The sequence below is a fragment of the Caldimonas mangrovi genome, assembly GCF_023721835.1.
GTDB lineage: Bacteria > Pseudomonadota > Gammaproteobacteria > Burkholderiales > Burkholderiaceae_C > Caldimonas > Caldimonas mangrovi.
Genome location: NZ_JAMKFE010000003.1, coordinates 314,118 through 336,845, shown reverse-complemented (window position 1 = coordinate 336,845; position 22,728 = coordinate 314,118). Strand labels below are relative to the sequence as shown.

At 68.3% G+C, this 22,728-nt stretch carries 25 protein-coding genes; 15 read left to right on the top strand and 10 right to left on the bottom strand.

Translation table 11 applies throughout. From position 1 onward, the window contains the following. Positions 1-4: 4 nt before the first annotated feature. Genes M8A51_RS06710 through M8A51_RS06700 form a run of 3 tightly spaced genes read right to left on the bottom strand, consistent with a single transcriptional unit; the run spans position 5 to position 913 of the window. A complete protein-coding gene (locus M8A51_RS06710; protein ID WP_251777421.1) occupies positions 5-271 on the bottom strand; it encodes a DUF5985 family protein in 267 nt (88 codons plus the stop codon). 4 nt (positions 272-275) lie between these two features. Then, a complete protein-coding gene (locus M8A51_RS06705) occupies positions 276-533 on the bottom strand; it encodes a DUF5985 family protein (protein WP_251777420.1) in 258 nt (85 codons plus the stop codon). Between the two features lie 2 nt (positions 534-535). Next, positions 536-913, bottom strand: coding sequence for a hypothetical protein (locus M8A51_RS06700; protein ID WP_251777419.1), 378 nt, complete (start codon positions 911-913; stop codon positions 536-538). Positions 914-1,119: 206 nt separating this feature from the next. Here M8A51_RS06700 and M8A51_RS06695 point away from each other — a divergent pair, with 206 nt between their 5' ends. The 7 genes from M8A51_RS06695 to hprK all read left to right on the top strand — a co-directional run bounded on the left by M8A51_RS06695 (position 1,120) and on the right by hprK (position 6,487). Further along, on the top strand, positions 1,120-1,899 hold the full coding sequence (locus M8A51_RS06695; protein WP_251777418.1) for an MlaE family ABC transporter permease: 780 nt from the start codon (positions 1,120-1,122) through the stop codon (positions 1,897-1,899). Between the two features lie 2 nt (positions 1,900-1,901). Then, positions 1,902-2,672 carry an ABC transporter ATP-binding protein gene (locus tag M8A51_RS06690; protein ID WP_251777568.1) on the top strand — a complete coding sequence of 257 codons (771 nt, stop codon included), beginning with the start codon at positions 1,902-1,904 and terminating at the stop codon, positions 2,670-2,672. Beyond that, the gene (locus tag M8A51_RS06685; RefSeq protein ID WP_251777417.1) at positions 2,669-3,628 is read left to right on the top strand and encodes an MlaD family protein; all 960 of its coding nucleotides are present in this window, start codon (positions 2,669-2,671) and stop codon (positions 3,626-3,628) included. Before M8A51_RS06690 ends, M8A51_RS06685 begins: the two co-directional genes overlap by 4 nt. A 2-nt stretch (positions 3,629-3,630) precedes the next feature. After that, positions 3,631-4,233, top strand: coding sequence for a PqiC family protein (locus M8A51_RS06680; protein WP_251777416.1), 603 nt, complete (start codon positions 3,631-3,633; stop codon positions 4,231-4,233). A 203-nt stretch (positions 4,234-4,436) separates the two neighbouring features. After that, positions 4,437-4,790: a ribosome hibernation-promoting factor, HPF/YfiA family gene (gene hpf, locus M8A51_RS06675; RefSeq protein ID WP_251777415.1), complete on the top strand. Its 354-nt coding sequence runs from the start codon at positions 4,437-4,439 to the stop codon at positions 4,788-4,790. Positions 4,791-5,028: 238 nt separating this feature from the next. Next, positions 5,029-5,499, top strand: a complete 471-nt coding sequence (locus M8A51_RS06670; protein ID WP_251777414.1) for a PTS sugar transporter subunit IIA — start codon at positions 5,029-5,031, stop codon at positions 5,497-5,499. A gap of 37 nt (positions 5,500-5,536) precedes the next feature. Beyond that, on the top strand, positions 5,537-6,487 hold the full coding sequence (gene hprK / locus M8A51_RS06665; RefSeq protein WP_251777413.1) for an HPr(Ser) kinase/phosphatase: 951 nt from the start codon (positions 5,537-5,539) through the stop codon (positions 6,485-6,487). A 244-nt stretch (positions 6,488-6,731) separates the two neighbouring features. On the opposite strand, the gene fur is transcribed toward hprK, so the two are convergent. Then, positions 6,732-7,181, bottom strand: coding sequence for a ferric iron uptake transcriptional regulator (gene fur, locus M8A51_RS06660; protein WP_251777412.1), 450 nt, complete (start codon positions 7,179-7,181; stop codon positions 6,732-6,734). Between the two features lie 110 nt (positions 7,182-7,291). Here fur and M8A51_RS06655 point away from each other — a divergent pair, with 110 nt between their 5' ends. The 7 genes from M8A51_RS06655 (at position 7,292) to holA (ending at position 14,180) form a co-directional block, all read left to right on the top strand. Then, positions 7,292-7,831: an outer membrane protein assembly factor BamE gene (locus M8A51_RS06655; protein WP_251777411.1), complete on the top strand. Its 540-nt coding sequence runs from the start codon at positions 7,292-7,294 to the stop codon at positions 7,829-7,831. Between the two features lie 42 nt (positions 7,832-7,873). Beyond that, positions 7,874-8,677, top strand: a complete 804-nt coding sequence (dapB, locus tag M8A51_RS06650) for a 4-hydroxy-tetrahydrodipicolinate reductase (RefSeq protein ID WP_251777410.1) — start codon at positions 7,874-7,876, stop codon at positions 8,675-8,677. Between the two features lie 35 nt (positions 8,678-8,712). Next, complete coding sequence (locus M8A51_RS06645; RefSeq protein WP_251777409.1) at positions 8,713-9,387, top strand: MotA/TolQ/ExbB proton channel family protein; 675 nt, start codon at positions 8,713-8,715, stop codon at positions 9,385-9,387. Between the two features lies 1 nt (position 9,388). Then, positions 9,389-9,817, top strand: a complete 429-nt coding sequence (locus M8A51_RS06640; RefSeq protein WP_251777408.1) for an ExbD/TolR family protein — start codon at positions 9,389-9,391, stop codon at positions 9,815-9,817. A gap of 105 nt (positions 9,818-9,922) precedes the next feature. Continuing rightward, complete coding sequence (gene leuS / locus M8A51_RS06635; protein WP_251777407.1) at positions 9,923-12,595, top strand: leucine--tRNA ligase; 2,673 nt, start codon at positions 9,923-9,925, stop codon at positions 12,593-12,595. 5 nt (positions 12,596-12,600) lie between these two features. Next, complete coding sequence (locus M8A51_RS06630; protein WP_251777406.1) at positions 12,601-13,092, top strand: LPS-assembly lipoprotein LptE; 492 nt, start codon at positions 12,601-12,603, stop codon at positions 13,090-13,092. Next, positions 13,092-14,180, top strand: coding sequence for a DNA polymerase III subunit delta (gene holA, locus M8A51_RS06625; protein ID WP_251777405.1), 1,089 nt, complete (start codon positions 13,092-13,094; stop codon positions 14,178-14,180). Before M8A51_RS06630 ends, holA begins: the two co-directional genes overlap by 1 nt. A 12-nt stretch (positions 14,181-14,192) precedes the next feature. Here the strand turns inward: holA and M8A51_RS06620 are convergent, their stop codons facing one another. From M8A51_RS06620 to M8A51_RS06595, 6 genes are read right to left on the bottom strand one after another with little or no spacing between them, the layout of a single operon-like run. Beyond that, positions 14,193-15,140, bottom strand: coding sequence for a 2-hydroxyacid dehydrogenase (locus M8A51_RS06620; RefSeq protein ID WP_280926006.1), 948 nt, complete (start codon positions 15,138-15,140; stop codon positions 14,193-14,195). 18 nt (positions 15,141-15,158) lie between these two features. Further along, on the bottom strand, positions 15,159-15,680 hold the full coding sequence (locus tag M8A51_RS06615; RefSeq protein WP_251777404.1) for a CinA family protein: 522 nt from the start codon (positions 15,678-15,680) through the stop codon (positions 15,159-15,161). 24 nt (positions 15,681-15,704) lie between these two features. Further along, on the bottom strand, positions 15,705-16,271 hold the full coding sequence (locus tag M8A51_RS06610) for a phosphatidylglycerophosphatase A family protein (protein ID WP_251777403.1): 567 nt from the start codon (positions 16,269-16,271) through the stop codon (positions 15,705-15,707). Continuing rightward, a complete protein-coding gene (thiL, locus tag M8A51_RS06605) occupies positions 16,268-17,227 on the bottom strand; it encodes a thiamine-phosphate kinase (RefSeq protein ID WP_251777402.1) in 960 nt (319 codons plus the stop codon). The genes M8A51_RS06610 and thiL overlap by 4 nt, the downstream gene beginning before the upstream one ends. 34 nt (positions 17,228-17,261) lie before the next feature. Next, positions 17,262-17,915 carry a response regulator transcription factor gene (locus M8A51_RS06600; protein ID WP_251777401.1) on the bottom strand — a complete coding sequence of 218 codons (654 nt, stop codon included), beginning with the start codon at positions 17,913-17,915 and terminating at the stop codon, positions 17,262-17,264. Further along, complete coding sequence (locus M8A51_RS06595) at positions 17,912-19,996, bottom strand: two-component system sensor histidine kinase NtrB (RefSeq protein WP_251777400.1); 2,085 nt, start codon at positions 19,994-19,996, stop codon at positions 17,912-17,914. The genes M8A51_RS06600 and M8A51_RS06595 overlap by 4 nt, the downstream gene beginning before the upstream one ends. Positions 19,997-20,321: 325 nt before the next feature. On the opposite strand from M8A51_RS06595, the gene M8A51_RS06590 reads away from it, so the two are divergent. After that, complete coding sequence (locus tag M8A51_RS06590; protein WP_251777399.1) at positions 20,322-22,616, top strand: NADP-dependent malic enzyme; 2,295 nt, start codon at positions 20,322-20,324, stop codon at positions 22,614-22,616. The last annotated feature ends 112 nt before the right edge of the window (positions 22,617-22,728 follow it).

Genomic DNA, 22,728 nt, shown 5'->3' with positions numbered 1-22,728 from the left:
GTGTTCAGGGCTTGCGCCGCGCGCGTAGGTTCTTGTCGATGATCGCGATGAGGATCAGGCTGAAGCTGAGCAGGCGCACGCCGTAGAACAGCGGCTCCTGTTCCTCGGTGCCGTGCTGAAGGCCGAGCGCGACCCGGTTGACCGCGTCGACCAGAAAGGCCAGCGCGAACAACAGGAAGAAGCGATCGCGCGTCTGGCGCCAGAAGCGCAGAAAGAACAACGAGGCCACCACCGAGGCCATCGCGATCGCGCCGAGCAGCAGTGAGTTCATTGCATCACTCCGAATCGAGGATCAGCCCGTACAGCAGCACGAGCATCGCGGCCAGGGCTGTCGCGCTGCGCAACAGCGACAGGTCGGTGGTGGGAAACACCAGCTTGTCGAGCACCAGCAGGAAATTGTTGATCGCCAGACCGACGAAGCACAGGCCGCTCCACAGCAGCAGACGGTAGCGCCCGCGGCCGTAGGCCTGCAGCAGGAATCCTGCGCACAGTGCCGCCGTCAGCGCACACAGGAAGTAGATGACACTGGCCATCGTCAATCGCCCTTTCTCAGCTTGAAGGCATCGGCGAATTGCTGGATGCGGTTTTCGCGCTTGGCGTGGATGAGGTTGGTGATCGGGATCAGATGGCTCGCATACAGGCCCGCCAGGCGGCCGACCATCTCGTGCGTCTGCGGCGAGTCGCAGTCGTAGTGAAAACTGCCGGACTCCTTGCGCAGCAGCCCCAGTCCCGCGAGCCGCTCCAGGACCTCGTCGGCGTCGCTCACGGGGATGTACAGGCGGGCCGCCACCGCATCCGACTGCCAGCCTTGAGAGGCTTCGCGCCATAGCATCAGCAGCGCCTCCATGTGCGCGATGGAGTCGATGTGCCGTAGCACGAAATCCTGGATGTCGGGTGGGATCGGGTCTTGCATCGGAAAGCGCGGACCCCGGCAGACCGGCTGACGAGGCGGAGTTCGCGGCACCGAGTTATACCGTTCACACGGCGAGAAGCAAGCATCCGTAACGAACTGCATCGAATTTCTCTTGCTTCTCGAGGTCGTTATCGCACCGCCCGATGGATGGCGGCCCCTGCTGCCGCATCGACACACAGCCCACGATCCCCTCACAATCCGAGCCCATGCGTCACGCCGTTGCCACCGCCCCCGCCTTGCTGCCGCTGCGCGCAGTGGCCTTCCTCGGGCAGGTACTGCTCACCGCGGCGGCGGGTCTGCGCGGCCGCTGGCGCTTTCCGGCGCGCGATTTCGCACGCGTGGCGGCCGACTGCAGCGCCGCAGCGCTGCCCATCGTCACGGTCGTGAACGTGCTGGTGGGCGCCATCCTCGCCTTCGTCGGTGCGGTGCAGCTGGTCAAGTTCGGCGCCGGGATCTACGTCGCCGACCTGGTCGGCATCGCGGTATCGCGCGAGATGGCTGCCGTCATCACCGCCGTCGTGATGGCCGGTCGCACCGGCGCGTCGTTTGCTGCCGAGCTGGCGACGATGCAGACCAACGAGGAAATCGACGCACTGGAAGTACTGGGGCTGCCGGCGGTGGACTATCTCGTGCTGCCGCGTGTGCTCGCGCTGCTGCTACTGATGCCGCTGCTGTACGTCTACGGCTGCGCCACCGGCCTGGTCGGCGGCATGCTGGTGGGCGTCGGCATGCTCGACCTCGCGCCGGCCGCCTACTTCGAGCGGACGTTCCAGGCCCTGTCATGGGCCCACGTCGGTCTCGGGTTGATCAAGTCTTTCGTGTTCGGCGCGCTGGTCGCCATGACCGGCTGCTATTTCGGGCTGTACGCGCAGCGCAACGCCGCCGGCGTCGGCACGGCCACGACGCGGGCGGTGGTTTTCAGCATCGTCGGCATCATCTCGCTCGACGCGGTGTTCGCGGTGTGCGCCAACGCGCTGGGAGTGTGAACATGCTGCTGGCGGTACGGGACCTCGAGATGCGATTCGGCGACCGGCTGATCCAACGCGACGTCTCGTTCGACGTCGAGCGCGGCACCGTCTTCGCGGTGATGGGCGGCAGCGGTTGCGGCAAGAGCACGCTCCTCAAGCACCTGGTGGGCCTGTTGCACCCGGCAGCCGGCCGTGTCGAATACGACGGCGTCGATTTCTGGAGCGCAGACGAAGCCACGCGCGCGAAGATGCGCAGGGGCTTCGGCATGCTGTTCCAGAGCGGCGCCCTGTGGTCGTCGATGACGCTGCTCGAGAACGTCTGCTTGCCGCTGGAGCAGCACACCGGCCTCGATGCGAAGCAGCGCGACGCACGCGCGCGTGAAGTGCTCGAGTGGGTCGAGCTGGAGAAGTTCGCCGACTACCGGCCGGCCGACATCAGCGGCGGCATGAAGAAGCGCGCGGGGTTGGCGCGTGCGCTCGCCACCGAGCCGCCACTGCTGTTCCTCGACGAACCATCGGCCGGGCTCGACCCGATCAGCTCGAAGCGCCTCGACGACCTGATTCTCGACGTGCGCGAGCGCACCGGTGCCGCCGTCGTGATGGTCAGCCACGAGCTGCCCAGCCTGCTCGCGGTGGCCGATGACGGCATCTTTCTCGACGCCGACAGCCGCCACCCGATCGCCCGGGGCAGCCCGAAGGAATTGCGCGATCATGCGCCACACCCGACGGTGCGTGCGTTCCTGCACCGCGAGGAGCCCGAGCCCCAGCCGGAGATTGCGACCGCCTCATGAAACGTCACGCCTTGTTTGTCGGCAGCTTCGTCATCGGCGCCCTGGTGCTGCTGGTGATCGGCATCATCTGGTTGAGCGGCAACGCGCTGTTCCAGCAGGAACTGCGCGCCGCCGTCTACTTCAAGGGCAGCGTCAACGGCCTGTACGTCGGTGCGCCCGTCACCTTCCGCGGTGTGCCGGTCGGCCGCGTCGAGTCGATCGGCATCGAAGTGGACGACCAGACGCTGAACGCCCGCATCCCGGTGCTTGTGTCGATTCGCGCCGACGCGGTGCAGTTCTCGGGCAGCGCGGACGCCGCACCGCCCGACCTGCCCGCCTTGGTGCAGCGCGGCCTGCGCGCCCGCCTGCTGGCACAGAGTTTCGTCACCGGCCAGAAGTACATCGAACTCGATTTCGCTCCGAACACCCCGGCAGTGTTCGTCAGCTCCGGCCCCGTGCCGGAGATCCCCACGCTCGGCGACCGCTTCGACGCGCTGATCGACCAGGTCGCCGAGCTGCCGCTGCGCGAGACGGTGCAGGACTTGCGGGCCACGCTGAAGCTGTTGCAGGAGACGCTCGTCAAGACCGGCACGACCCTCGACACCGCAAGCACCGAGATCGCAGGCACTGCCGCCGAGGCACGCAAGACGCTCGCCTCGGCGTCCACGGCCCTCGATCGGATGCAAAGTCGCGCTGACAGCACGCTTGACTCGGTGAGCCGGCTGGCCGACAGCGCCCGGGAAACCGTCACCCGCGCCGGACCGGACCTTCAGCAGACATTGGCCAGTGCACGTGACGCTGCCGACAGTGCACGTCTGGCAATGAATCGTGTCGCTGAGCTGACCGCACCGGGCACCTCGCTGCGAGCCGACCTCGACTCTGCCGTGCGCGACCTGGCGCTCGCCGCGAGAGGGCTGCGCGAATGGAGCGAAGTCCTGGAAGAAAAACCGAACGCCGTGATCTTCGGCAAAGATTGAACATGAAACGCTGCGCCCTCCAAACCGTCGCGGCCGGCCTCCTTGCCGTCACATTGGCCGGCTGCGCCAACAAGACGCCGCCTGCGGTCCTGCTGACGCTGCCCGCGGCGGCACCTGCGTCACCGGCGCCGGCGGCCGGCACCTCCGCGAAAGTACTGGTCGTGCGCCGCACGGAGATCCCCGAGTACTTGCAAACGCGGCACGTCCGCTACCGCGCGCAAAGCAGCACGCTGGAGGCATGGCCCGGCGTTCTGTGGGCCGAGCGGCTGGAGGTCGGCGTCACCCGTGAACTGGCCGCCGCACTGCGCGACGCACTGCCGGGTTGGACGATCTGCGAAGCCAGTTGCGCCGAGGCTCAACCGGAGATCAGCCTGTCGCTGCACCTGCGCCCGCTCGATTTTTCGCGCTCGCGCCGCGAGCTCGAGGCCGAAGCGCGATGGTCGGTCTCGCAACTGCAGCCCAGCCCGCGGGTCATGGCATCGGGGCGGCAACGCGAAACGGTGGCGGCAGCCTCGGACACACCGGAGGCCCACGCGCAGTCGATCACGCAGCTGTTGCAAGCATTGGCAAGAACAGTTGCCGATCGCGTGCGCGCCATGCCCTGAGCGACAGGCGCATCGCAACCGGAAGACCACCGGGTTCGCGGCGTGCCGGAGCACTGCGCATCATCCCTCAAATTGACCTGCAGGTTGATTGGGAACAAGCCTATTTCGGGTATTCCCGTCACGCGCTTGTCATGTCCGGAAGGCGGCGGCACACTGGTCCCGCAAGACACGTCGTTTCCTCAACCCTTCGGAAAGGAGGACTTATGAATCTGACGATCAGCGGCCATCACCTGGAAGTCACGCCTGCCCTGCGAGAGTATGTGCTCACGAAACTGGACCGGGTCACCCGGCATTTCGATCAGGTGGTGGACATCAACGTGCTATTGAGCGTTGAGAAGCTGAAGGAGAAGGAACGCCGGCAGAAGGCCGAGGTCAACGTCCACGTGAAAGGCAAGGACATTTTCTGTGAAACCTCTCACGAGGACCTCTACGCGGCCATCGATCAGTTGATGGACAAGCTCGATCGCCAGGTCGTCAAGCACAAGGGCCGCCTGCAAGACCATCATCATGAGTCGCCCAAGCGCATGGACGGCGCCATCACCGAAACCCCGCAGTAAGGTTCGATCACGCTTTTCCCGACAGGCGGCCTCAGGGCCGCTTGTCATTTGTGACAGTTGCCACACCGTCTGCTTGCTGCATCGCAACAAGCAGAGCACAATCGGAACCAAGCCATGAGGTCGGCCCTCTATCCGATAGAGCTGCCATTCAGCTTCCTATAATGCAACGCTTTGTCACTGACTCCGCGCCAGCCCAAGCCTTGATCCAAGGTTGAAGGCCCGTGCGCCGTGACCCCAGATGAACCGTCTCGCCGCCATCCTGCCCGCCAGCAACGTGCTGGTGAACGTGGACGCCACCAGCAAGAAGCGGGCCTTTGAGCACGCCGGCCTGCTGTTCGAGAACCATCACGCCATTGCGCGGGCCACCGTGACGGACAACCTCTTCGCACGCGAGCGCCTGGGCTCCACCGGGCTGGGCCACGGCGTCGCGATCCCGCACGGGCGCATCAAGGGGCTGAAGAACCCGCAAGCAGCGGTCTTGCGAGTACAGCAAGCCATCCCCTTCGACGCACCGGACGACGAACCCGTCAGCCTGCTGATCTTCCTGCTGGTCCCCGAGGCTGCTACGCAACGGCACCTGGAGATCCTCTCCGAGATCGCCGAGCTGCTGTCCGACCGCGACCTGCGCGAGCGCCTCAAGACGGAACAGGACGCCGTGAAGGTGCACGAAATGATCTCTTCCTGGGAGCCGTTGAAGTCGGTGGCGTGACGCCACCCTCGCTTCGCTTGCTGCCCGGGCGCGCCGATTGAAACCCACCGTCATCAGCGCAGAGGCCCTTTTCGAAGCCCAGCGCCCCACCCTGAAGTGGCAGTGGATCGCCGGCCATGCCCACCCTGAACGCCGGTTCGATGAAGTGGCGGTGCGCGACGCCCAGTCCGCCGCCGACCTGGTCGGGTACCTCAACTACATCCACCCCTACCGCGTCCAGATCGTCGGCCGCCGGGAGGTCGAATACCTGGCCGACGCCAACGCCGAGGACCAGGCTCGCCGCATCTCGCGCATCGTGACGCTGGAGCCGCCGGTGCTGGTCGTCGCCGACGGGCAGACGCCACCGGACCAGCTGGTGGCGATGTGCGAGCGCGCCGAAATCCCGCTGTTCGTCACCCAGGAGTCCGCCGGCTTCGTGATTGACGTGATGCGCAGCTATCTGTCGATGCATTTCGCCGAGCGCACCACGCGCCACGGCGTCTTCATGGACATCCTCGGGCTGGGCGTGTTGCTGACCGGCGAATCGGGCCTGGGCAAGAGCGAGCTGGGGCTGGAGCTGATCTCGCGCGGCAATGGCCTGGTGGCCGACGATGCGGTCGACCTGTACCGCGTTTCGCAAAGCGCGATCGAAGGCCGCTGCCCCGAACTGCTGATGAATCTGCTCGAGGTGCGCGGCATCGGCCTGCTCGACATCAAGGCGATCTTCGGCGAGACCGCAGTGCGCCGGAAGATGCGCCTGAAGCTGATCGTGCACCTGGTGCGCAAGGAAACCCTCGAACGGGACTTCGAGCGCCTGCCCTATGAGCCGCTCTACGAAGACATCCTCGGCGTGCCGGTGCGCAAGGTGGTGATCGCGGTGGACGCCGGCCGCAACCTCGCGGTGCTGGTGGAAGCAGCGGTGCGCAACACCATCCTGCAGCTGCGAGGCATCGACACTTACAAGGAATTCATCGAGCGGCACCAGCAGGCGATGCTGCGGGGTGAATAGGGGCCACCCCCTACGGCCTTCGGCCGCCCCCTCAAGGGGGCGCCGCTGGCGGACCGGCAAAGCCGGATCCGCGGCGGCACTCGGGCGGCAAGCGCCTGCGCTGACATCCCGGCGGTGAGGCATGCGCTGTCGCCTCGTCATAGGCGTCATCGCCCCGGTGGCCTCGCGGATCCGGCTTTGCCGGTCCATTTGGGCCGCCCCCTGAGGGGGCGCGCGAAGCGCGTAGGGGGGTGGGCCGCCCCCCTTAGCGTTCGGCGTGGTAGTGGTGACCGAGGGTGGCCTTGCCCTTGCAGTCGGTGCAGACGACATACAGCGACAGGGAATGGTCCTGCAGCTCGTAGCCGCGCTCCTTGGCGATCTCTTGCTGGCGGCGTTCGATCTCGGCGTCGTAGAACTCCTCGACGCGCCCGCACACCACGCACACCAGGTGGTCGTGATGCTTGCCTTCGTTGAGTTCGAAGACGGCCTTGCCGGCCTCGAAGTGGTTGCGTGACAGCAGGCCGGCCTGCTCGAACTGCATCAGCACGCGGTAGACCGTGGCGAGGCCGATGTCCGAACCCTCGGCCAGCAGCGTCTTGTAGACGTCTTCGGCCGTCATGTGGCGTTGTTTGCCGGTCTGAAAGACCTCGAGGATCTTCAGGCGGGGCAAGGTGGCCTTCAGGCCGCTGCTCTTCAGTTCGTCGACGTTGGTCATGGTGCGGCTCCGTCCGCGTCCAGGGGCGGCACAGCAAGGCCCACCCGGTAGAATCCGCGCATCATATCGAGGTTGCGGGCCACTCCCGTGCTTCCCCCGCACATACCCCTATGTTCCTCATCATTCGTTGGGCCGGCCGCACCGGCCTGATCGCGGCCTTCGGGGCCCTCGCGGCGTGCAGTTCGCTGCAGTCGAGCGACAGCTTCCTCGGCGTCATCACCCCCTACCGCATCGAAGTGGTGCAGGGCAATGTCGTCACGCGCGAGATGGCCGCCGCCGTCCGCCCCGGCATGAGCCGCACGCAGGTGCGCGACATCCTCGGCTCGCCGCTGCTGACCGACATCTTCCACGCCGATCGCTGGGACTACATGTTCACGATCCGGCGCCAGGGCGCCGAGCCTCAGCGGCGTCGCGTCACGGCCTACTTCGACGGCGAGCAGCTGGCGCGGGTCGAAGCCGACGAACTGCCGAGCGAGCAAGAGTTCGTCGACTCGATCGACACGTTCAAGCGCCGCGGCGACCCGCCGAAGCTGGCCTTGACCGAAGAGCAGCTCAAGGCGCTGCCGCCCCCGGCGCCGCGCCCGGCCGAAGAAGCGCCCCGTGCGGCGCCCGCGCGCACCTACCCGCCGCTCGAACCGTCCGGCGGCTGACGCTCGCCGGCCCACCGCTTCTTTCCCCGACACCTGCAAGCCATGACCCACCGCATCGCCATTGCCGGGAGTTCCGGCCGCATGGGCCGCACGCTGATCGAAGCCGTGCTCGCCGCCGACGACTGCCGGCTCGCCGCGGCGCTCGACCAACCGGACAGCCCGGCGCTCGGGCAGGACGCCGGCGCCTTCCTGGGGCAGGCGTCCGGTGTCGCGATCGGTGCAGACGTCGAGGCCGGCCTGACGCAGGCGCAGTATCTGATCGACTTCACCCGCCCGGAGGGCACTCTGGCGCACCTGCTGGCCTGCCGCGCACGCGGCGTGAAGGCCGTCATCGGCACCACCGGCTTCAGCGAGGCGCAGAAGGCGCAGATTGCCGAGATCGCCCGCGACATCGCGATCGTGATGGCTCCCAACATGAGCGTGGGTGTCAACGTCGTGCTGAAGCTGCTCGACATGGCCGCGCGCGCACTCGACCAGGGCTACGACATCGAGATCATCGAGGCACACCACCGCCACAAGGTCGATGCGCCGAGCGGCACCGCGCTGAAGATGGGCGAGGTGGTGGCCGCTGCGCTCGGGCGCGACCTGAAGCAGTGCGCGGTCTACGGCCGCGAAGGCGTGACCGGCGAGCGTGACCCGTCGACGATCGGTTTCGCGACGGTGCGCGGCGGTGACATCGTCGGTGACCACACCGTCCTGTTCGCCGGCACCGGCGAGCGCATCGAGATCACGCACAAGTCGTCCAGCCGCGCCACCTATGCGCAAGGCAGCCTGCGCGCGGTGCGCTTCCTGGCCGGCCGGTCCACCGGCCTGTACGGCATGGACGACGTGCTGGGCATGGCCTGAGCCGGCTGCAGCTTCGTCAGGCACCGAAAACCGGCATGGGCGGCTTCGAACACTTCTGGATCGAGGCAGACGCGGTCACCCGGGCGGTCGCGCTGCTGCTGCTCGCGATGTCGGTGAGTGCCTGGGTCGTGATCTTCTGGAAGGGCTGGCTGCTGCGGCGCGCGCGCATCGACATCGAGCGCGCCGTGCCGGCTTTCTGGGCCGCCGGCTCGGTGGTCGACGGCCGGCAACGCCTGGCCGGCCTGGACCGCGAGGGCTTGCTCAGCCCGCTGCTCGACGCTGCGCTGCGCACGCCGGCCGCCGGCACGCTGGCATCGAGCGGCCACCTCGAATCGCAGCTCACGCGCCGCCTGCGCGACGCGCTGCACGCCAGCCTGCGCCACCTGCAATTCGGCCAGGTGCTGCTGGCGTCCATCGGCAGCACCGCCCCCTTCGTCGGCCTGTTCGGCACCGTGTGGGGCATCTACCATGCGCTGGTGACGATCGCCTCCGAAGGCCAGATCACGATCGAGAAGATCGCGGGGCCGGTCGGCGAGGCGCTGATCATGACGGCCGCCGGCCTGGCAGTGGCGATCCCCGCGGTGCTGGCCTACAACGTGTTCGGCAAGCTGGTGGGCGGATGCGAAGCCGAGCTCGAAGGCTACGCGCACGACCTGCGCGAGATGGTCGCGGGCCCCGGCGGGCGCGACAGCACCACCGAGGCCGCCTGAGATGGCCTTCGGCCGCCTCGAACGCACGGCCGGCCCGCGGCCGATGAGCGAGATCAACATGACGCCGCTGATCGACGTGATGCTGGTGCTGCTGGTGATCTTCATGATCACGGCGCCGCTGATGACCTCCAGCCTGAAGCTCGACCTGCCCCGGACCGACGCCGCCGCGCCCGATGAGGCGCCACGCTTCGTGACCGTGGCCATGACGCCGGACGGCAGCGTCTACCTGGATGACCAGAAGCTGGCGCCGCAGGAGCTGGAAGCCCGCATCGCCTCGCGCGCGAAGCAGGACCCGCAGACCGAAGTGCATTTGCGCGCCGACCGCGCCGTGCCGTACGGCCAGGTCGCCGAGCTGATCGGCGCGGTGCAGAAGGCCGGCCTCAACCGCATCGCCTTCGTCGCCGAGCCGGCGACAGCGCCCACACGATAGGCCCGTCGCGGCGATGGCCGCACCTTCGCCCCGGTTCCTATAATCGGCCACCCTTTCCTTGCCCGAAGCAGGACCGGCGCGCCTCGAACAGGCGTGCCCAGCCCCATGAACACCCGACAACTCCCCGCCTACGACCACCGCCAGGTGGAAGCCGACGCGCAAGCCCTCTGGCAGTCGCGCGATGCCTATCGCGTGACCGAAGACACGAGCCGCAAGAAGTTCTACGCGTGCTCGATGTTGCCTTACCCCTCGGGCAAGCTGCACATGGGCCACGTGCGCAACTACACGATCAACGACATGTTGACGCGCTACCTGCGCATGAGCGGCTACAACGTGCTGATGCCGATGGGCTGGGACGCGTTCGGCCTGCCGGCCGAAAACGCCGCGCTCAAGAACGGCGTGCCGCCGGCGCAGTGGACGTACGACAACATCGCCTACATGAAGAAGCAGATGCAGGCGATGGGCTTGGCGATCGACTGGTCGCGCGAGATCGCGACCTGCGATCCCAGCTACTACAAGTGGAACCAGTGGCTGTTCCTGAAGATGCTCGAAAAGGGCATCGCCTATCGCAAGACCCAGGTCGTCAACTGGGACCCGGTGGACCAGACCGTGCTCGCGAACGAGCAGGTGATCGACGGCCGCGGCTGGCGCACCGGCGCCCTGGTCGAAAAACGCGAGATTCCGGGCTACTACCTGAAGATCACCGACTACGCCGAGGAGCTGCTCGACCAGGTGGCCCACCACCTGCCCGGCTGGCCCGAACGCGTGCGCCTGATGCAGGAGAACTGGATCGGCAAGAGCGAGGGCGTGCGCTTCGCGTTCCCGCACGACATCCGCGCTGCCGACGGGCAGCCGATCCAGGACGGCAGGCTGTACGTCTTCACGACACGCGCCGACACCATCATGGGCGTGACCTTCTGCGCCGTGGCACCTGAACACCCGCTCGCGCAGCACGCCGCGGCCTCGAACGAAAAGCTGGCCGCCTTCATCGAGGAATGCAAGAAGGGCGGCACCACCGAGGCCGAACTCGCGCTGAAGGAAAAGGAAGGCCTGCCGACCGGCCTGTTCGTCGCGCACCCGCTGACCGGCGACCCGGTCGAGGTGTGGGTCGGCAACTACGTGTTGATGAGCTACGGCGACGGCGCGGTGATGGGTGTGCCGGCGCACGACGAGCGCGATTTCGCGTTCGCGAAGAAGTACGGCCTGCCGATCCGGCAGGTGGTCGCCGTCGAGGGCGAGACCTTCTCGACCGAGGCCTGGGCCGAGTGGTACGGCGACAAGCAGCGCGGCATCACCGTCAACTCAGGCGCCTTCGACGGCCAGGGCTACAAGGACACGGTGAACGCGGTCGCCGACGCCCTGGCAGCCCAGGGCCTGGGCGAGAAGAAGACCACCTGGCGCCTGCGCGACTGGGGCGTCAGCCGCCAGCGCTACTGGGGCACGCCGATCCCCATCATCCACTGCGACGACTGCGGCTCGGTGCCGGTGCCCGAGCAGGACCTGCCGGTCGTGCTGCCGCCCGACTGCGTGCCCGACGGCAGCGGCAACCCGCTGAACAGGCGCGCCGACTTCCTGAATGTCGCCTGCCCCAAGTGCGGCAAGCCGGCGCAGCGCGAAACCGACACGATGGACACCTTCGTCGATTCGTCGTGGTACTTCATGCGCTATTGCGACCCGACCAACGACCAGCAGATGGTGGCCGGCGGCGCGCAGTACTGGATGCCGATGGACCAGTACATCGGGGGCATCGAGCATGCCATCCTGCACTTGCTGTATGCGCGCTTCTGGACCAAGGTGATGCGCGACCTGGGCCTGGTGCAGGTCGACGAACCCTTCGTGAAGCTGTTGACGCAGGGCATGGTGCTCAACCACATCTACTCGCGCCGCAACGACAAGGGCGGCGTCGAATACTTCTGGCCGCACGACGTCGACAATGTGCACGACGAACACGGCAAGATCGTCGGCGCCAGGCTCAAGAGCGACGGCTCGTCCGTGACCTACGAAGGCGTGGGCACGATGAGCAAGTCCAAGAACAACGGCGTCGACCCGCAGGACCTGATCGACCGCTACGGCGCCGACACCGCCCGCCTGTTCGTGATGTTCGCCTCGCCTCCGGAGCAGACGCTGGAGTGGAACGACGCCGGCGTCGAAGGCGCACACCGCTTCCTGAAACGGCTGTGGACCTATGCGCAGGCGCACCGCGAACAGGTGGCCGAAGCGCTGCCCGAAGGCCTGGCCGCCGAGCTGATCTACGCGGCAGCGCCGTCGGACGTCAAGAAGCTGCGGCTGGAGGTCTACCGCCTGCTGCAGCAGGCCACCTACGACTACGAGCGCATGCAGTACAACACGGTGGTGTCGGCCTGCATGAAGCTGCTCAACACGCTGGAAGGCTTCGACGCGCAAGGCCACGCCGACCGCCACTACGCATCGTGGGCCGTGCACGAGGCGCTCGGCATCCTGCTGCGCGTGCTCTACCCTGCCTGCCCGCACATCACCCACGCGCTGTGGCAGGAGCTGGACTACGCCGGCCAGTACGGCGACCTGCTTGACGCCCCGTGGCCGCGTGTCGACGAAGGCGCGTTGGTGCAGGACGAGGTGGAGCTGGTGCTGCAGGTCAACGGCAAGCACCGCGGCTCGGTGATGGTGCCAGCCTCGGCCGACAAGGCCGCGATCGAAGCGGCGGCGCTCGCCAGCCCTGAGTTCGCGAAGTTCTCGGAAGGCAGAACGGCGAAGAAGGTCATCGTCGTGCCGGGCCGGCTGGTCAACGTGGTGGTGTGAGCCGGATGACCACACGACGCGCCCTGCTCATCGCCGCCGTGCCGGTGCTGTTGGCCGCCGGCTGCGGCTTTCAGTTGCGCGGCGCACAGCAATTCGCCTTCCGCAGCATCCAGCTCGGTTTCGCCCGCCACTCGGAGATCGGCGACGAATTGCGGCGTCAGCTGGCCGCGGCCCCGGCGGTGCAGGTGGTCGAGGCCGCCAAGGACGCGCAGGTTGTGCTCGACGTGCTGGACGACGGCATCAGCCGCTCGGCCAGCGCCACCACGGCCGCCGGTCAGGTGCGCGAAATCACCGTGCGCACGCGGCTGCGCTTCCGCTTGCGCACGCCGTCGGGACGCGAGCTGATCCCCGAGACCGAACTGGTGCTCAGCCAGCCCTTCAGCTACAACGAGACCGACGCGCTCGGCAAGGAAAGCGAAGAGGCCGAACTGGTGCGCTACATGCGGCGCGACATCGTCGCGCAGGTGATGCGGCGACTCGCTGCGGTCGAGCTGTAATGCAGGTCCGGCTCGACCAGCTCGGCGCCCATTTGCAGCGCGAGCTGCGCCCGCTCTACACGGTCTACGGCGACGAGCCGCTGCTGGCGCAGGAAGCCTGCGATGCCATCCGTGCCGCCGCACGTGCCGCCGGCCACACCGAGCGCACCGTGCACACCGTGGCCGGCGCGCATTTCGATTGGGGCGAACTGCTCGGCGCCGCACAGGCACTGAGCCTGTTCGCCGACAAGCGGCTGATCGAGATCCGCATTCCCGGCGGCAAGCCGGGCAAGGACGGCTCCGAGGCGCTGCAGCGCTATTGCGGAACGCTGGGCGACGACCTCGTCACCATCGTCGTGCTGCCGCGGTTGGACAGGGCCACGCAGTCGAGTGCCTGGTTCACCGCGTTGGACGGTGCCGGCGTCACGCTGCGCGTCGACCCCGTCGAGCGCAAAGTGCTGCCGCAATGGATCGCCCAGCGGCTGAGCAGCCAGGGGCAGCGCGTGCAGGGCGGCGAGGCCGGCCAGCGCACGCTGGCCTTCTTCGCCGACCGCGTCGAAGGCAACCTGCTGGCCGCGCACCAGGAGATCCAGAAGCTCGGCCTGCTTTATCCGGCCGGCGAGCTGAGCTTCGAGCAGGTCGAAGCCGCGGTGCTCAACGTCGCGCGCTACGACGTCTTCAAGTTCACCGAAGCGGTGCTCGCCGGCCAGACGGCGCGGGTGCTGCGCATGCTCGACGGCCTGCAAGCCGAAGGCGAGGCCGCCGTGCTGGTGCACTGGACACTGGCGGAGGACATCCGCGCGCTGAAGCGCGTGAAGGACGCCATGGCCGCCGGACGGCCGTTGCCGATCGCGCTGCGCGAGCAGCGCGTCTGGGGCGTGAAGGAAAAGTTGTTCGAGCGTGCGCTGCCACGCGTCGGCGACACCAGCCTGCTGGCGCTGCTGGATGCGGCCGCCATCTGCGACGGGTTGGTCAAGGGTTTGCGCCACCCCGACTGGCCGCTCGACCCCTGGGCGGCGCTGCGCCGCCTGGCATTGATGGTGGTCGACGCCACCGCCACGCCGCCGAACGCCACCGCGTCGCCGCGCTGGCTCGCGCTGCGCGCCTGAGCCTCGGCGGCCTCAATATCCGGCGCCGCGGTCCACCAGGTGGCGCAGCGGGCGGCCTGCGCGCAGGGCGTGCACGTTGTCGGCGACCACGGCCGCAGCCGTGCGCGGGTCGGTCTGCGCGGCGACGTGCGGCAGCACGGTGACGCGCGGATGGCGCCAGAACGGGTGGCCCGGCGGCAACGGCTCCGTGCGGAAGACATCGAGCACCGCCCGGTGCAACACGCCGCGGTCGAGTGCCGCCAGCAGGTCTTCGTCGACGACGTGCGCGCCGCGGGCGAGGTTCACCAGGCTGGCACCCGGTCGCATGCGCGCGAAGGTGCGTGCGCAGAAGAAGTCGCGTGTCAGCGGCGTCAGCGGCAGCAGGTTGATGACGATCTCGGCCTGCGCCAGCAGCGCGTCGCAGCCCGTGTCGCCGTGCAGCGTCTCGACGCCCTCGAGGACCTTGGCGCGCCGGCTCCACGCGAGCACGCGGTAGCCGTTGGCCTGCAGCCGCAGCGCGACGGTACGGCCGAGTTCACCCAGCCCCAGCACCCCGATCACGACCTCGTCGGCCCGTCGCTGCGGAGAGTGCGGTGCCCACTGCCCACGCGGCTGAGCGTCGAGACGCTCGAACCAGCAGCGGTGCAGCGACAGGACCGCCCACAGCGCCGTCTCGGCCATCGCCTCGCTCATCGCCGGGTCGACCATGCGGGCGAGCGGCACGGCAGCCGGCAACTCGGGGTCGGCCAGCAGCCGCTCGACGCCGGCCCACAGCGACTGCACCAGCCGCAACTTCGGCAGACCCTGCAGGCTGCCCGGCGGCGGGTTGGCAACGACCGCGACATCGACCGCTACACGCAGCCCGGCCGGCAGGCCGGGCTGCCACACCGTCAGCGTCTCGTCGGGCAATGCACGCCGCAGCTCGGTGCACCAGGCCTCGCGTTCCACCGGCTCGAAGCGGCCTGCCAGCAACAAGCTCATGGGTGTGCCGCCGGCCGTTCAGTCATTGCCGACGAAGGACAGCACACGCACCAGCGCATGCCTGACGGCGGCGGCCCGCACCTTGGTGCGGTCGCCTTTGAACAGCAAGACCTCGGTCTGCACGAAGTCCTGGCCGCGTGCAAAGCCGAACCAGACGGTGCCGACCGGCTTGGCCTCGGAGCCCCCGCCGGGCCCGGCGATGCCGGTGACCGCGACGCTCACCTGCCCGCGCGAATGCTGCAAGGCGCCGAGCGCCATCGCCATCGCCACTTCGCGGCTGACGGCGCCATGACGCTCGATCATTTCGGCCGGCACGCCGAGCAGCTCGGTCTTGGCCTCGTTCGAGTAGGTCACGTAACCGCGCTCGAACCAGTCGCTGGAACCGGCGATCGAGGTGCAGGTGCCGGCGATCAGCCCGCCGGTGCACGACTCGGCCGTCACCAGCTTGAGCCCGCGCGCGCTCAACGCCAGACCGAGCTGCGTCAGCAGCGTGTCCAGCGCCTGCACTTCCACCAGGCGATCGAGTCCGAGGCTGCCCATGGCTGTTCCTTTCGAGCCGCGTCGCTACCAGAATCGCCAGAGCGCGAACACCAGCAAGGTGCAGAAGGCGGCGACCACGTCATCGAACAGGATACCGAAACCGCCGCGCCAGCCGCCCCCCTTGAACCGGGCGTCGGCCCAGCGAATGGGACCGGGCTTGACGGCATCGAAATAGCGGAACCACGCGAAAGCGCACAGCTGCGTCCACAGCACCGACAGCCCGCCCACCGGGCCGGCCGGCGTGACGAACCACAACACCGTCCAGAAACAGACGATCTCGTCCCACACGATGCTGCCCGGGTCGTTCACCTGCAGGTGCGCGGCAGTGACGGTGCAGGCCCACCAGCCGATCACGAACGCCAGCGGCAACAGCACGGCCCAGTGCAGGTCGGTGAGCCACAGGTCGAGCACCATGAAGCTGAGCCAGGCCCACAGCGTGCCGACGGTGCCCGGAGCCGCGGGACTGAGCCCGCTACCGAAGCCGAGCGCGAGCCAGTGCGCCGGATGGGAACGCATGAAGGCAGCCGTCACCCGCACGGGTGCATCGGGGCCCAGGTCGGCATAGGGGATATCGGAGACGTGCGGATTCATGTGCGGAAATGGTCGAAGCCGGACAACTGCCATTCGACCGGGTGGCCGCGCCCGTCGACGAGGCGCAGCCCGGGCTCGGGCTCGATCGCGCCGATGCGGCTGACGGGCACGCAGGCGCTCTCGGCGGCCGCCTGGACCGCGTCGCGCCGGTGCGCCGGTGCCGTGAAGAGCAGTTCGTAGTCGTCGCCGCCGGACAGCAGGCACTGCCGCTGCCACGTCTCGGGCTGCGCCGTGAGCACCTCGCTGCGCGGCAGTGCGTCCAGCCGCAGGGTTGCGCCCACGCCGGAGCGGCGCAACACATGCGCCAGGTCACCGGCCAACCCGTCGGACACATCGATGGCACTGGTCGCCAGCCCGCGCAGCGCCAGCCCGAGCGCCACCCTCGGCTGCGGCTGCTCGAGCGCGACACGCACGCGCTGGAACGCGTCACCGGGCAGCACGAGGCCGCCACGAAAGGCTTCGAGCGCCAGCCGCGCGTCGCCCAGCGTGCCGCTGACATAGACGTCATCCCCGGTACGCGCCCCGCTGCGCAGCAAGGCCTGCCCGGTCGGCACCTCGCCGAAGATCGAGACGTTGACGGCCAGCGGCCCGCGCGTGGTGTCGCCGCCGACCAGTTCGCAGCCGTGTGCGTCGGCCAGCGCGAACAGGCCTTGAGAGAAGCGCTCGAGCCAGGCGGCATCGGCCACCGGCAGCGCGAGGCTGAGCGTGAAGCCGAGCGGCTCGGCGCCGCACGCCGCGAGGTCGGACAGGTTGACCGCCAGCGCCTTGTGGCCCAGCCGCTCGGGGGCGACGGTCGACAGGAAATGGCGCCCCTCGATCAGCAGATCGGTGGAGGTGGCGAGCTGCATGCCGGGGCGCAGCTGCAGCAGCGCGCAGTCGTCGCCCACGCCCAGCGCGGCGCGGCGCACCGGGCGCGTGAAATAGCGTTCGATCAGTTCGAATTCACCGAGAGCCATGCCGCATTGTCGCGCCGGCCGGGACAAGGCGGCCTTACAGCCTGGCGTCGCGCAGCAGGTTGGCCAGTTCGACTGCGGACTTGACGTCCATCTTCTCGAACACGCGGGCCCGGTGGACTTCGACCGTGCGCACGCTGATGTCCAGGTCATCGGCGATCAGCTTGTTCGGCCGGCCGGCGATCACCAGACGCATCACGTCGCGTTCACGGTCGGTCAGGTCGGCGAGCTTGCGCTGCACGCTTTGTGCGTCGCGCCGCTGCGCGATCACCTCGGCACTGCGAGCCAGCGCCTGCTCGACACGGTCGACCAGCGCGTTGTCAGAAAACGGCTTCTCGACGAAGTCGAAGGCCCCTCGCTTGACCGCCGCCACCGCGGTCGGCACGTCAGCGTGGCCGGTCAGGAAGATCACCGGCATCACCTCGGTGAGCCCACGCTCGATCAGCCGGTCAAACAGCGCCAGCCCGCTCATGCCGGGCATGCGCACGTCGAGCAGCAGGCAGCAGGGGTCGCGCGGCACATACGGGCCGTGCGTGCTGCGCTGCTCGAGCATGGCCTCGAAGGCCTCGGCCGAGGCGTAGCCCTCTGACAGCAGCCGACGCGAGCGCAGCAGCCACGCAAGGGCATCGCGCAGCACGTCCTCGTCGTCGACCAGATAGACGGTGGGAATGGCTTGGGGCGCGTGGCTCATGGGTTCAGATGGGGCTCGGGTCGTACACCGGCGGCTGCCGCCTCGCGGCTGGCAGCGCTGTTGGCTTCTGCTGCAAGCGTAAACCGAAATTGCGTGCCGCCCCCCTGGGTTTGCGGCAGGTTCTCGAACACCAGAGCGCCGCCGTGCTGCTCCACCACCGTGCGGCACAGGCTCAGGCCCAGGCCCATGCCTTCGCTCTTGGTGGTGAAAAAGGGCGTGAACAGGCGCTCGGCCACCTCGGGTGCAACGCCGCCGCCGTGGTCGATCACGCTGAACTCTACCCAGCGCGGATGCGGCTGGCGCACCTGGAAGCGCAGCACGCGGTGCTCGCGCGGCACCTCCTCCATCGCCTGGATGCCGTTGCGCGCGAGGTTGAGCAGCACCTGCTCGACCATCGTGCGGTCGCACACCACGCGCGGCATGGCGGCCGGCGGCCGCGGCACGTCGATCTCGATGCGGGTGCCGCTCTTGCGGGCCTGCAGGCCCACCAGCGGCATCACGGTCTCGATCAGATGGTCGGCACGGATCGCTTCGCGCAGGTGTTCGCGCCGTCGCACGAAGTCGTGCACGCTCTTGATCACGCGGCCGGCGCGCTCGGCCTGCTCGGCGATGCGCTCGATGGCCTGGCGGATCATGCGCTGCGTGTCGGCGTCGACGCTGCCGTCCTGCATCAGGTTGATCGAGCCCGTCGCATAGCTGGAGATCGCCGCCAGCGGCTGGTTCAGCTCGTGGCTCAGCATCGACGCCATTTCGCCGACGGTGGCGAGCCGCGCGGTGGCCTGCAGCTTCTCGTGCTGCTGACGCGACAGCTCCTCGACGCGCCGCTGCGCGCTGATGTCGAGCATCGCCCCCATCCAGCCGGTGTGCCGGCCCTGCCCGTCGACCAGCGGCGCCTCGAACACCATCACCGGGAAGCGTTCGCCGCTGCGGCGCATGAAGACGGTCTCGTAGCCTTCGCGCGGCGGCGCCTCCCCGGCCAGGCGCACCTGCTGGCGGCGGCTGTACTCGGCGACCATCTCCGGCGGCCAGTACGGCGGTGGGTCTTCCGCCGTCATCTTGCCGATCAGTTCAGGGGCCGAGAATCCGACCATCTCGCAGAAGGCCGGGTTGACGTAGGTGATGCGGCCGTCGAGGTCGCGGGCGCGCAAGCCGGTGACCAGCGAGTCTTCCATCGCCTTGCGAAACGCCAGTGCTTCGGCGAGGCTGCTTTCGGCCTCGGCGCGCTTGCGCACGTCGCGCACCAGCAGCAGCACGACGGCGCTCAGCGCGAGCGACAGGCCCAGCACCAGCGCAGTGGCGAGGTTGGGGATCAGGTCCGGCTCGCCGGTGGCACTGTCGAGTCGCAATTGCAACGACGTGCCGGGCAGGTCGATGATGCGCTGTGCGACGAACACGCCGCGCCCCCGCTCGATGCTGCCGGAGCGCGCCAGCCGGGTGCCGTCGCCCTCGACGAAGGCCAGTTCGTGGCCCTTGCGGTTTTCGGGGGTGGTGGCCTCGACCAGCACGCTCTGCAGTGCATAGGAGGCGACCATGTAGCCGCTCAGTTCGCCGCGCGTGAGCATCGGCAGGCACACGTCGAGCAGCTCGACGCCGAGACCGCCGGCCAGCGGCACGAAGTAGCTGCGCGAATAGGCCGGGCCCGACAACCGCTTGGCCGTGGAGCAGGCCACCTCGGCATCGACGTCGATGTCTTCACGCGGCAGCTGCGTGAACACCGGGCGCCGGTAGGGCGAGTCGACGGCGTGCAGCAGTTCGAAGTCGAGCGCGCGCCGCTCGATGCGCACCAGCTCGCGACGTGAGCGCAGCAGGTCGGAGGTGTCGATGCGCCACTGCGACAACGGCGGGTCGTTCCACAGCAGCGCCTGCAGGTTCTGCAAGTCGCGCCCGAAGCTTTGCTTGACCTCGGCGGCAGCCGCTGCCGCGGTACGTTCGACGTGCTCCTGCGCCTGCGACGATTCGTAGTCGAGGGTCAGACGCACCAGGGCGGTCTGCGCCACCGCGAGCAGCCCGACCAGCGCGACCCATGGCAGGGCGCGTCGCAGGCTGCGCGGTTTGGGCGGCGGCAAAGGCTCGGCGGGCATCATGGGATTGTGGCGCGCGGCGCCCTCGATGGCGACCGCACGCCCTCCACTATTGCCAACCGCAGCACGAACCCTCGTACGCACTTTTGCGCATGTCTCCCGGCCGGCCGGTTTGCCACACTGCTCGGCGCGACCGGACGGGCCATGCACACCGCACATGGACCGATGTCGCGAATGGCGGACACACGATGTACGCCAGCCGCCGCGCACTCCTACAATCGTTCCCCCGCCTCGCGCCGGGCGCGTCCATCCAGCTTTCAAACGGCTGTCGATCCGCATCGCGTGCGTGGCCTCCGGCAGCCCCGTATCACCGCGAAGGACCTTCATGCCCAGCCCCGAAGAAAAACGTGCCGAGCTGCGCCGCGCCGCGCTCGAATATCACGAGTTCCCGACCCCGGGCAAGATCGCCATCGCCGCGACCAAGTCGCTGGTGAACCAGCGCGACCTCGCGCTGGCGTACTCGCCGGGCGTCGCTGCCGCCTGCGAAGAGATCGTCGACAACCCCGTCAACGCCTTCCGCTACACCTCGCGCGGCAACCTCGTCGCGGTCGTCACCAACGGCACCGCGGTGCTGGGCCTGGGCGACATCGGCCCGCTGGCGGCCAAGCCGGTGATGGAAGGCAAGGGGGTGCTGTTCAAGAAGTTCGCCGGCATCGACGTGTTCGACATCGAGATCAACGAGCGCGACCTCGACAAGCTGGTCGACGTGATCGCGGCACTGGAGCCGACCTTCGGCGGCATCAATCTCGAGGACATCAAGGCGCCGGACTGCTTCTACGTCGAGCGCAAGCTGCGCGAGCGCATGAAGATCCCGGTCTTTCACGACGACCAGCACGGCACGGCCATCGTCGTCGGTGCCGCCGCGCTGAACGGCCTGAAGGTGGTCGGCAAGGACATCCGGAACGTGAAACTCGTCACGTCCGGCGCCGGTGCCGCAGCGCTGGCCTGCGTCAACCTGCTCATCAAGCTGGGCCTGCCGCGCGAAAACATCTGGCTGACCGACCTCGCCGGCGTCGTCTACCAAGGCCGCACCGAACTGATGGATCCTGACAAGGCCCAGTTCGCACAGGTCACCGAGCAGCGCACGCTCGCCGAGGTGATCGACGGCGCCGACATCTTCCTCGGCCTGTCAGCCGGCGGCGTGCTGAAGCCGGCGATGGTGCAGCGCATGGCCGCCAAGCCGCTGATCTTCGCGCTGGCCAACCCGACGCCCGAGATCCTGCCCGAGGACGTGGCCGCGGTGCGCGACGACGCCATCATGGCGACCGGGCGCACCGACTACCCGAACCAGGTCAACAACGTCCTGTGTTTTCCGTACATCTTCCGTGGCGCGCTGGATTCCGGCGCGACCACGATCACCGACGAGATGGAAGTCGCCGCGGTGCACGCGATCGCCGAGCTCGCGCAGGCCGAACAGAGCGAGGTGGTCGCAGCCGCGTATGCCGGCGCCACCTTGAGCTTCGGCCCCGAGTACCTGATCCCCAAACCCTTCGACCCGCGGCTGATGATGCGCATCGCGCCTGCGGTCGCACAGGCGGCGGTCGATTCCGGCGTCGCGCTGCGCCCGGTGCCCGACATGGACGCCTACCGCGAGAAGCTGCAAAGCTTCGTCTATGCCTCCGGTACGACGATGAAGCCGATCTTCGCGGTGGCCAAACGCGCCGAGCACAAGCGCGTTGCCTACTGCGAAGGCGAGGAGGAGCGCGTGCTGCGCGCGGTGCAGGTGGTGGTCGACGAAGGCCTGGCACGGCCGACGCTGATTGGCCGTCCCGAGATCATCCAGCAGCGCGCCGAGCGCTTCGGGCTGCGCCTGCAGGAAGGCCGTGACTACGACGTCGTCAACACCGAGTTCGACCACCGCTACCGCGACTACTGGCAAACCTACCACCGCATGACCGAGCGCAAGGGCGTCACTGCGCAGTTGGCGAAGATCGAGATGCGACGGCGCCTGACGCTGATCGGCGCGATGCTGCTGCACAAGGGCGAAGTCGACGGCATGCTGTGCGGCACGTGGGGCACTGCCGGGATGCACCTGCCGTACATCGACCAGGTCATCGGCCGGCGCGAGGGCGTGAACGTCTATGCGTGCATGAACATGCTGATCCTGCCGACGCGGCAGGTGATGCTGGTCGACACGCACATCAACTACGACCCGAGCGCCGAACAGCTCGCCGAGATCACCGTGCTGGCCGCCGAAGAAATGATGCGCTTCGGCCTGCACCCCAAGGCGGCGCTGCTGTCGCACTCCAACTTCGGCTCGAGCAACCAGCCGTCGGCGCTGAAGATGCGCCAGGCGCTGGAAATCGTGCGCCAGCGTGCCCCCTGGCTCGAAGCGGATGGCGAGATGCATGGCGACGTGGCGCTCGACGCCGCGCACCGGCGCGAACTGATGCCCAACAGCACGCTGGCCGGCGAAGCCAACCTGCTGGTGCTGCCCAACATCGACGCGGCCAACATCAGCTACAACCTGCTGAAAACCGCCGCCGGCGGCGGCATCGCCATCGGCCCCGTGCTGCTCGGCGCGGCGAAGCCGGTGCACATCCTGACGCCCTCGGCCACGGTGCGCCGCATCGTCAACATGACCGCGCTGACGGTCGCCGACGCCAACGCCGCGCGCTGACGTTCCAACAGGGTGCCGCAGCGCACAAACAGCGCTGCGGCCCTTGTTTCGGAACGGAGAAACGCCCCTCGCTTCCAGGAAGAATAGAACAAAAACAGATAGCGAGCACTCA